Here is a 6,920-nt window from a genome sequence, read left to right as displayed (position 1 = left end):
GACTTGCCGATGTCGATGGCCGGGAAGGTGCGCTTGTCGGCCAGCTTGCGGTCGAGCACGATTTCCGAGTTACCGGTGCCCTTGAACTCTTCGAAGATGACCTCGTCCATGCGGCTGCCGGTGTCGATCAGCGCCGTGGCGATGATGGTCAGGGAGCCACCCTCTTCGATGTTGCGGGCGGCGCCGAAGAAGCGCTTGGGGCGCTGCAGCGCGTTGGCGTCGACACCGCCGGTCAGCACCTTGCCGGAGCTCGGCACCACGGTGTTGTAGGCGCGCGCCAGACGGGTGATGGAGTCCAGCAGGATCACCACATCCTTCTTGTGTTCGACCAGGCGCTTGGCCTTTTCGATCACCATCTCGGCGACCTGCACGTGGCGGCTGGCCGGCTCGTCGAAGGTGGAACTCACCACCTCGCCGTTGACCGAGCGGTCCATGTCGGTCACTTCCTCCGGCCGCTCGTCGATCAGCAGCACGATCAGGAAGATCTCCGGGTGGTTGGCCGCAATGGACTTGGCGACGTTCTGCAGGATCATCGTCTTGCCGGTGCGCGGCGGCGCGACGATCAGCGCGCGCTGGCCCTTGCCGATGGGCGCCGTCAGATCGATGACCCTGGGGGTCAGATCCTTGGTCGTGACGTCCTCGACCTCCAGCTTGATCTTCTCGTCCGGATAGAGCGGCGTCAGGTTGTCGAAGTTGATGCGGTGGCGGGAGTTTTCCGGCGGATCGAAGTTGATCTCGCTGACCTTCAGCAGGGCGAAATAGCGCTCGCCGTCCTTGGGGGAGCGGATCTGCCCTTCCACCGTGTCGCCGGTGCGCAGGCCGAAGCGGCGCACCTGGCTGGGGCTCACGTAAATGTCATCGGGCCCGGCAAGGTAGTTGGACTCCGGCGAGCGCAGAAAGCCGAAGCCGTCCTGCAGGATCTCCAGGACGCCCCTTCCATAGATCGGCTGATCGTTCTCCGCCAGATGCTTCAGGATCGCGAACATCATGTCCTGCTTGCGCAGGGTGCTGGCGTTCTCGATTTCCAGCTCTTCAGCAAAGGCCAAAAGGTCTGCCGGACTCTTGGCTTTCAGTTCTTGAAGGTTCATGGGCGCTTACGCCTGTGTTCGATCGAAGGGGAGAGAAAGAGGACTGGTCTGGAACTGCATCCTGGGTTTGCTACGCATGCGGACGCAGGATGATCGGAAAAGACCGCTGACCGGGGGAAGAAATCCCAACTACAGCCTACACTTGGCTGGTTAACGAAACATGACTCGACATATGGGATCGACACCGCCGGACGGCAAGGTGCTGAGGAATGGCTGATCGTTACTGCAGGCTGCAGACTAAGTCAAGCGGGGTAAATGCCTGCAACAACAGCATCAAAACGGCTTTACGACGACGAAGACAACGATCCCGATCATCAGCACCGCCGGCACTTCGTTCATCACGCGATAGAAGCGTTCGCTGTGGCGGTTGGCGTCCTCGGCAAAGGCACGGCGCCAGCGCGCGGCCACCATATGCAGGCCCGTGAGGATCACCAGCAGGGTCAGCTTGGCATGGAACCAGCCCTCGCCCCAGGCCTCGATATGGGCGGCCAGCGCCAGCCCGGCGGCCCAGGCCACCAGCATGGAGGGGTTCATGATCGCCCGCAGCAGGCGCCGCTCCATGACTTTGAAAGTCTCGGACTGCCTGGAACCCACCTCCGCCTGGCAGTGATAGACGAAGAGCCGCGGAAGATAGAGGAACCCGGCCATCCAGGCGATGACCGCCAGGATGTGCAGACTCTTCACCCAGAGATAGCCCTCGCCCAGAAATCCCGCCACGACCGTTCGTTCCTGTTCCGATGTTTCAGGGCTCGTTCTGAGGATCAGGCCCGAGAATCAAGTCCCGCAATCAATCCCGTGCCTGGGGACAGCCGCTCCAGGAGCCCGGGCAGAAGCGCCCGCCCACGTGGGAGCAGATCGCCCGGCCGCTGTCGCGCAGCCGCCGGATCTGCTCGCCGAGGCCGGCAATGAAAGCAGCATCGCTGGAGACCGTCGGCACCCGCAGATAGGCCGGTACCCCGGCCTGCTCGGCCAGTTCGCGGTACTCGATGTCCAGTTCCACCAAGGTTTCCGAATGCTCGGAGACGAAGGCGATGGGAACGACGATGACCGCCCGGTTATCCCGGCCGGCCCGCTCGATCTCCGCTTCCGTCGCCGGGCCGATCCATTCCAGCGGGCCGACCCGGCTCTGGTAGCAGACCACCCAGTCCAGGTTCACCTCACCCATGGCCTTCACCACCGCGGCGACCGACTGTTCCACCTGCCATTGGTAGGGATCGCCCTTCTCGACGATTTTCTTCGGCAGACCATGGGCGGAGAACAGCACGCGCGGTGGTGCCTCGTTCTCGCTCTCGCCCCCGATCTCACGCAGCGCCTTGCGCAGGCCCTCCACCGCGGCGGCGACGAAGCCGGGCTCGGCCGGATAGCAGCAGAGCGTGCGGCTGGGCGCGTTTACCCCGGCCGCCTTGGCTTCCCGCCCCCACTCTCTGAGCGAAGAGGCCGAGGTGGTCGTCGAATACTGCGGATAGAGCGGGACCAGCAGAACTTCGTCGGGGGCATAGTCGGCCACCGCCCGGGCCGCTTCCGATGCCCGTGGATGCCAGTAGCGCATGGCGATGAAGACACGCCATTCGGTGCCCTCGCCATCCTGCCCGTTGAGATCGGCCAGCAGCGCCGCAGCCTGATCCTCGGTATTGGGCAGGAGCGGCGATCCGCCGCCCAGTTCGCGGTAGATCTCCTGCGCGATCGGGGCACGGCGCTTGGAGATGACCTTGGCCAGCAACCAGCGCAGCGGCCCCGGAAGGCCGATGATCGCCGGATCGTTGAAGAGGTTGAACAGAAAAGGCTGCACGGCCTCCTGACTGTCCGGCCCGCCGAGATTGAAGAGAACGACTGCGACTTTGCTCATGGGATGGTTCCGCGCCCTATCCGGCATGCTCGGCGCTGAAGGCGTGAATCTGTTCCATCAGGCGGCTGACATGCTCGGGGGGCGTCTGGGGCACGATGCCGTGGCCCAGATTGAAAACGAAGGGCCCCTGCCCCAGCTCCCGCAGAATGCGGTCCACGGCGGCGGTCAGGCCCTCACCGCCGGCGACCAGCATAATCGGATCGAGGTTTCCCTGGACTGCGACATGGGGCTGCAGTTCGCTGCGGGCCCAGGCCAGAGGCACGGTGGTATCGAGACCCAGCGCCTGGGCACCGGTCTCCCGCGCGAAATCCCGATAAAGCAGTCCCGCACCGCGGGGGAAGAGGATGACCGGGACCTCCGGCCGCTCCTGCCGCAGGCGGGCCGTCAGGGCTTTCGCGGGCTCCAGGCACCATTCGCGAAAGGCGGCTTCCGGCCAGACGCCAGCCCAGGAATCGAAGATCTGGACGGCCTCCGCACCGGCGTCGATCTGGGCGATGAGGTAGTCCCCGGTGGCATCGACCAGAAGATCGATCAGGCGCCGGAAATCCTCTGGCGCGCCATAGGCCCAGCGCTTCCCGGCCGCGAAATCCTTGCTGCTGCCGCCCTCCAGCATATAGCTGGCGACCGTCCAGGGCGCGCCGGCAAAGCCGATCAGTGCAACCTCTTCCGGCAGGCTTGTGCGCAGGCGCCGCACAGTCTCGTAGACCGGTGTCAGGGCCTCATGCAGCCCCTCTTTGGACAAACGGTCGAGGCCCGCCGCCGTCTCGATCGCCTCCAGGCGGGGGCCAACGCCTTCCTCGAACCAGACCTTCTGCCCGAGGGCATGGGGAAGCACCAGGATGTCCGAGAACAGGATCGCCGCATCGAAACCGTAGCGGCGGATCGGCTGAAGCGTGACCTCCACCGCCAGATCCGGGGTGAAACAGAGATCCAGGAAGCCGTCGGCCTCGGCCCGCAGCTTGCGGTATTCCGGCAGGTAGCGCCCGGCCTGGCGCATCAGCCAGACCGGGGGTCGCGGCAGGGTTTCGCCGTTCAGGGCGCGCAACAGCAGTTTTTCGTGGGTTTGCGTCACTCGGCCTCGTTGCGGGAAAGGAAGTCCGTGGAGAACGTTCTGAGGGTTCCGCGATAGCGAAATGAAGGTGCCAGAACAGACAAGATGGCCTTTTCCGCAGGCTTGGCAAAGCCCTCTTCTTCCAAAAAAGAATCTTAAAAGGGTTTTGGATTTTGTTGTTTATCCCTGTGAGAGTCGGGGATCTGCGTTTTGCCGGAAGTTGTCCCGAGAGTCGTCCGCAGGGGGGTGGGAGCAGCCGGTGCACTGTGCATGAGCCCGGCACAAGCAGGCCACTGGGGCAGCTATCCGGCGGCTTGCACGAACCCGGTAAGCAGGGGATAACGGGGAAAACCCCGGCGGTCAGGGTGCCGTTGTGGGGTTTTCGGCTGTTGTGGGTGTCTGTGGTTCACAAGGGAAGACTCGTCTGAAGGATCGCGGGCCAGGGGTGATGAAAATCCGCCCTGGCCCGGGCGACTCGGATTTTCCCCCGGTTTTCATCCCGGCTGCACAGGTCATACACAGAATCGCCGCCCGGACCGGCGTCCGGCTGGTTCATCTGGGCTGGTCCATCTGGTAGGTCCGTTGGGCGGTGTAAGGAGAGGGGCAAGGAGAGGCCGGATGGCGACCCATCATCTGCATCTGGTGTCGGACTCGACCGGCGAGACCATCAACTCCGTGGCGCGGGCCTGCCTGGTGCAGTTCAGCGGCGTGGAGCCGGTCGAGCATGTCTGGAGCCTGGTGCGCACGCGCGGGATGATGAACAAGGTGGTCAGCCAGATCGAAGCTCATCCCGGCCCGGTTCTCTTCACCCTGGTCAACCACAGCCTGCGCGATCAGCTCACCAGTTGCTGCATGCAGCTCGGGGTCCCCTGCATCGCCATCCTCGATCCGGTGATCCACACCATGGCCAACTACTTCGGCGTCGAGATGAAAGGCACGCCGGGGCTGCAGCACGCGCTCGATGCGGAGTACTTCGGGCGCATGGATGCCATGACCTTTGCGCTGACTCATGACGACGGCCAGCACTGCAGCGACCTGGCGAAGGCGGACATCATCCTGGTCGGCGTGTCGCGCACCTCGAAAACGCCGACCTGCATGTACCTGGCCAACCGCGGCATCAAAGCGGCGAACATTCCCGTTGTGCCCGGCTGCCCGATTCCGGACGAGTTGCTGCAGGCAGACGGACCGCTGATCATCGGGCTCACCAAGGATCCGGCGCGCCTCGTTCAGGTGCGCCAGAACCGCCTGCGCATGCTCACCGACGACCGCCAGGAAACCGACTATGTGAACCTGGAGGCGGTGCGCGCGGAAATCGCCCAGGCGCGGCGCTTCTGCGTCGAACACGGCTGGCCGCTGATCGACGTCACGCGGCGGTCGATTGAGGAAACGGCGGCCACCATCATGAGTTACTACGCGCGGCATATCGGCGGCGAACCATGAGGGGACCGTCATGATGACGGAAGCAACACGCGCCGCCGCACCGCTTCTGATGGCAGAGAACGCGCCGCCGCTCGTGCTTGCCTCCGGCAGTGCAACGCGGGCGGCGCTGTTGACCGCCGCGGGGCTCCACTTCACGGCCCGCGCCGCCGCGGTGGACGAGGCCGCGGTCAAGGACTCGCTGCAGGCTGAGGGGGCGACAGCGGCGCAGACCGCGGAAACGCTGGCCGAGTTGAAAGCCCAGCGGGTCGCTGCCGGGCATTCCGGCGCCCTGGTCATTGGCGCTGACCAGATGCTCTCCTGCAACGATCTGTGGTTCGACAAGCCGCCGGACCGCGACCACGCAGCCGCCCAGCTTCGTGCCTTGAGCGGCAAGACCCACGAGCTCTCCACGGCCGTCTGCGTGGTCCGCGACGGTGGCCGGCTTTGGCATCACAATGCCGTGGCGCACTTGACCATGCGCAGCCTCTCAGATGCCTTCATTGAGACCTATCTCGAGGCCTGCGGTCCTGAGGTCTTCAGCTCGGTCGGCGGCTATCAACTGGAAGGCAGGGGCGCCCAGCTTTTCGCCAGCGTCAAAGGGGACTTCTTCACCGTGCTCGGCCTGCCGCTGCTGCCCCTGCTCGACTTCCTGCGCGCCAACAAGGCCCTGTCGTCATGATCCTTAGCGGCAAGGCGGCCCTGGCCGGGGTGATCGGCTGGCCGATCGGTCATTCGCTCTCGCCGCGCCTGCACGGTTTCTGGCTGGACCACTACGGTATCGACGGCGCCTATCTGCCCCTGTCGGTGGCGCCAGACAATCTGGAGAGCGCTCTGCGCGGTCTGCGCGATGCCGGCTTCCGCGGCGTGAACGTCACGATCCCGCACAAGGAAAGCGTGATGGCGCTCTGCGACCGTGTCGACGACACCGCGCGGCGGATCGGTGCGGTCAACACGCTGATCTTCGATGCCGACGGCATCCAGGGATCCAACAGCGATGCCTTCGGGTTCTTCGAGAACCTCAAGGCGGCAGCGCCGGACTACGAGGCTGCCGCCGGGCCTGCCCTGCTGCTGGGCGCGGGCGGCGCGGCGCGGGCGGTGGCGGTGGCGCTATTGGATGCTGGTCTCGCCGAACTGAGGATCTGCAATCGCAGCGCCGAGCGGGCCGAGCGTCTGGCGGCCGAGCTCGGCTCCGGGGCCAAGGTCGTGTCCTGGGACCATCGGGCTGCGGCCCTCGACGACCTCGGGCTCCTGGTCAACAGCACCTCCCTTGGCATGACCGGCCAACCGCCGTTGGCGCTGGACCTGGACCGCTTGGCCGCGGGAGCGGTGGTCTACGATCTCGTCTACGCGCCCTTGGAAACGCCGCTTCTGGCCGATGCCCGAACGCGCGGGGCGCGGGCCGTCGACGGGCTGGGCATGCTGTTGCATCAGGCGCGCCCCGGCTTTGCCGCGTGGTTCGGCGTCGAACCGAAGGTCACGGCGGCGCTGCGCGACTTCGTTCTGCAAGACGGCTAGC

At 65.2% G+C, this 6,920-nt stretch carries 7 protein-coding genes; 3 read left to right on the top strand and 4 right to left on the bottom strand.

The window, feature by feature from the left end; genetic code table 11:
• From rho to hemE, 4 genes are all read right to left on the bottom strand, one after another.
• The coding region (gene rho / locus Q0982_RS21670) for a transcription termination factor Rho (protein WP_299399680.1) at positions 1–1,088 on the bottom strand (1,088 nt) is incomplete at its 3' end.
• Between the two features lie 273 nt (positions 1,089–1,361).
• Positions 1,362–1,805, bottom strand: a complete 444-nt coding sequence (gene hemJ / locus Q0982_RS21665; RefSeq protein ID WP_299399677.1) for a protoporphyrinogen oxidase HemJ — start codon at positions 1,803–1,805, stop codon at positions 1,362–1,364.
• A 70-nt stretch (positions 1,806–1,875) separates the two neighbouring features.
• On the bottom strand, positions 1,876–2,934 hold the full coding sequence (hemH, locus tag Q0982_RS21660) for a ferrochelatase (protein ID WP_299399674.1): 1,059 nt from the start codon (positions 2,932–2,934) through the stop codon (positions 1,876–1,878).
• Between the two features lie 16 nt (positions 2,935–2,950).
• Positions 2,951–4,006 carry a uroporphyrinogen decarboxylase gene (gene hemE / locus Q0982_RS21655; RefSeq protein WP_299399671.1) on the bottom strand — a complete coding sequence of 352 codons (1,056 nt, stop codon included), beginning with the start codon at positions 4,004–4,006 and terminating at the stop codon, positions 2,951–2,953.
• 597 nt (positions 4,007–4,603) lie between these two features.
• Here hemE and Q0982_RS21650 point away from each other — a divergent pair.
• From Q0982_RS21650 to Q0982_RS21640, 3 genes are read left to right on the top strand one after another with little or no spacing between them, the layout of a single operon-like run.
• A complete protein-coding gene (locus Q0982_RS21650) occupies positions 4,604–5,425 on the top strand; it encodes a pyruvate, water dikinase regulatory protein (protein ID WP_299399669.1) in 822 nt (273 codons plus the stop codon).
• 10 nt (positions 5,426–5,435) lie between these two features.
• The gene (locus Q0982_RS21645) at positions 5,436–6,083 is read left to right on the top strand and encodes a nucleoside triphosphate pyrophosphatase (protein ID WP_299399666.1); all 648 of its coding nucleotides are present in this window, start codon (positions 5,436–5,438) and stop codon (positions 6,081–6,083) included.
• Entirely contained in the window at positions 6,080–6,919 is an 840-nt protein-coding gene (locus Q0982_RS21640) for a shikimate dehydrogenase (protein WP_299399664.1), read from the top strand. The genes Q0982_RS21645 and Q0982_RS21640 overlap by 4 nt, the downstream gene beginning before the upstream one ends.
• The last annotated feature ends 1 nt before the right edge of the window (position 6,920 follow it).

Origin of the sequence: Pelagibius sp. (assembly GCF_028281305.1) — a bacterium.
GTDB lineage: Bacteria > Pseudomonadota > Alphaproteobacteria > Kiloniellales > Kiloniellaceae > Pelagibius.
This window is presented reverse-complemented; position numbering and strand designations above follow the sequence as displayed.

What these genes read in the sequence shown, in the direction of transcription:
- Q0982_RS21645 (WP_299399666.1), top strand. Translation starts at nt 5,436, where the DNA reads ATGATGACGGAAGCAACACGCGCCGCCGCACCGCTTCTGATGGCAGAG.
- hemH (WP_299399674.1), bottom strand. Translation starts at nt 2,934, where the DNA reads ATGAGCAAAGTCGCAGTCGTTCTCTTCAATCTCGGCGGGCCGGACAGT.
- Q0982_RS21640 (WP_299399664.1), top strand. Translation starts at nt 6,080, where the DNA reads ATGATCCTTAGCGGCAAGGCGGCCCTGGCCGGGGTGATCGGCTGGCCG.
- Q0982_RS21650 (WP_299399669.1), top strand. Translation starts at nt 4,604, where the DNA reads ATGGCGACCCATCATCTGCATCTGGTGTCGGACTCGACCGGCGAGACC.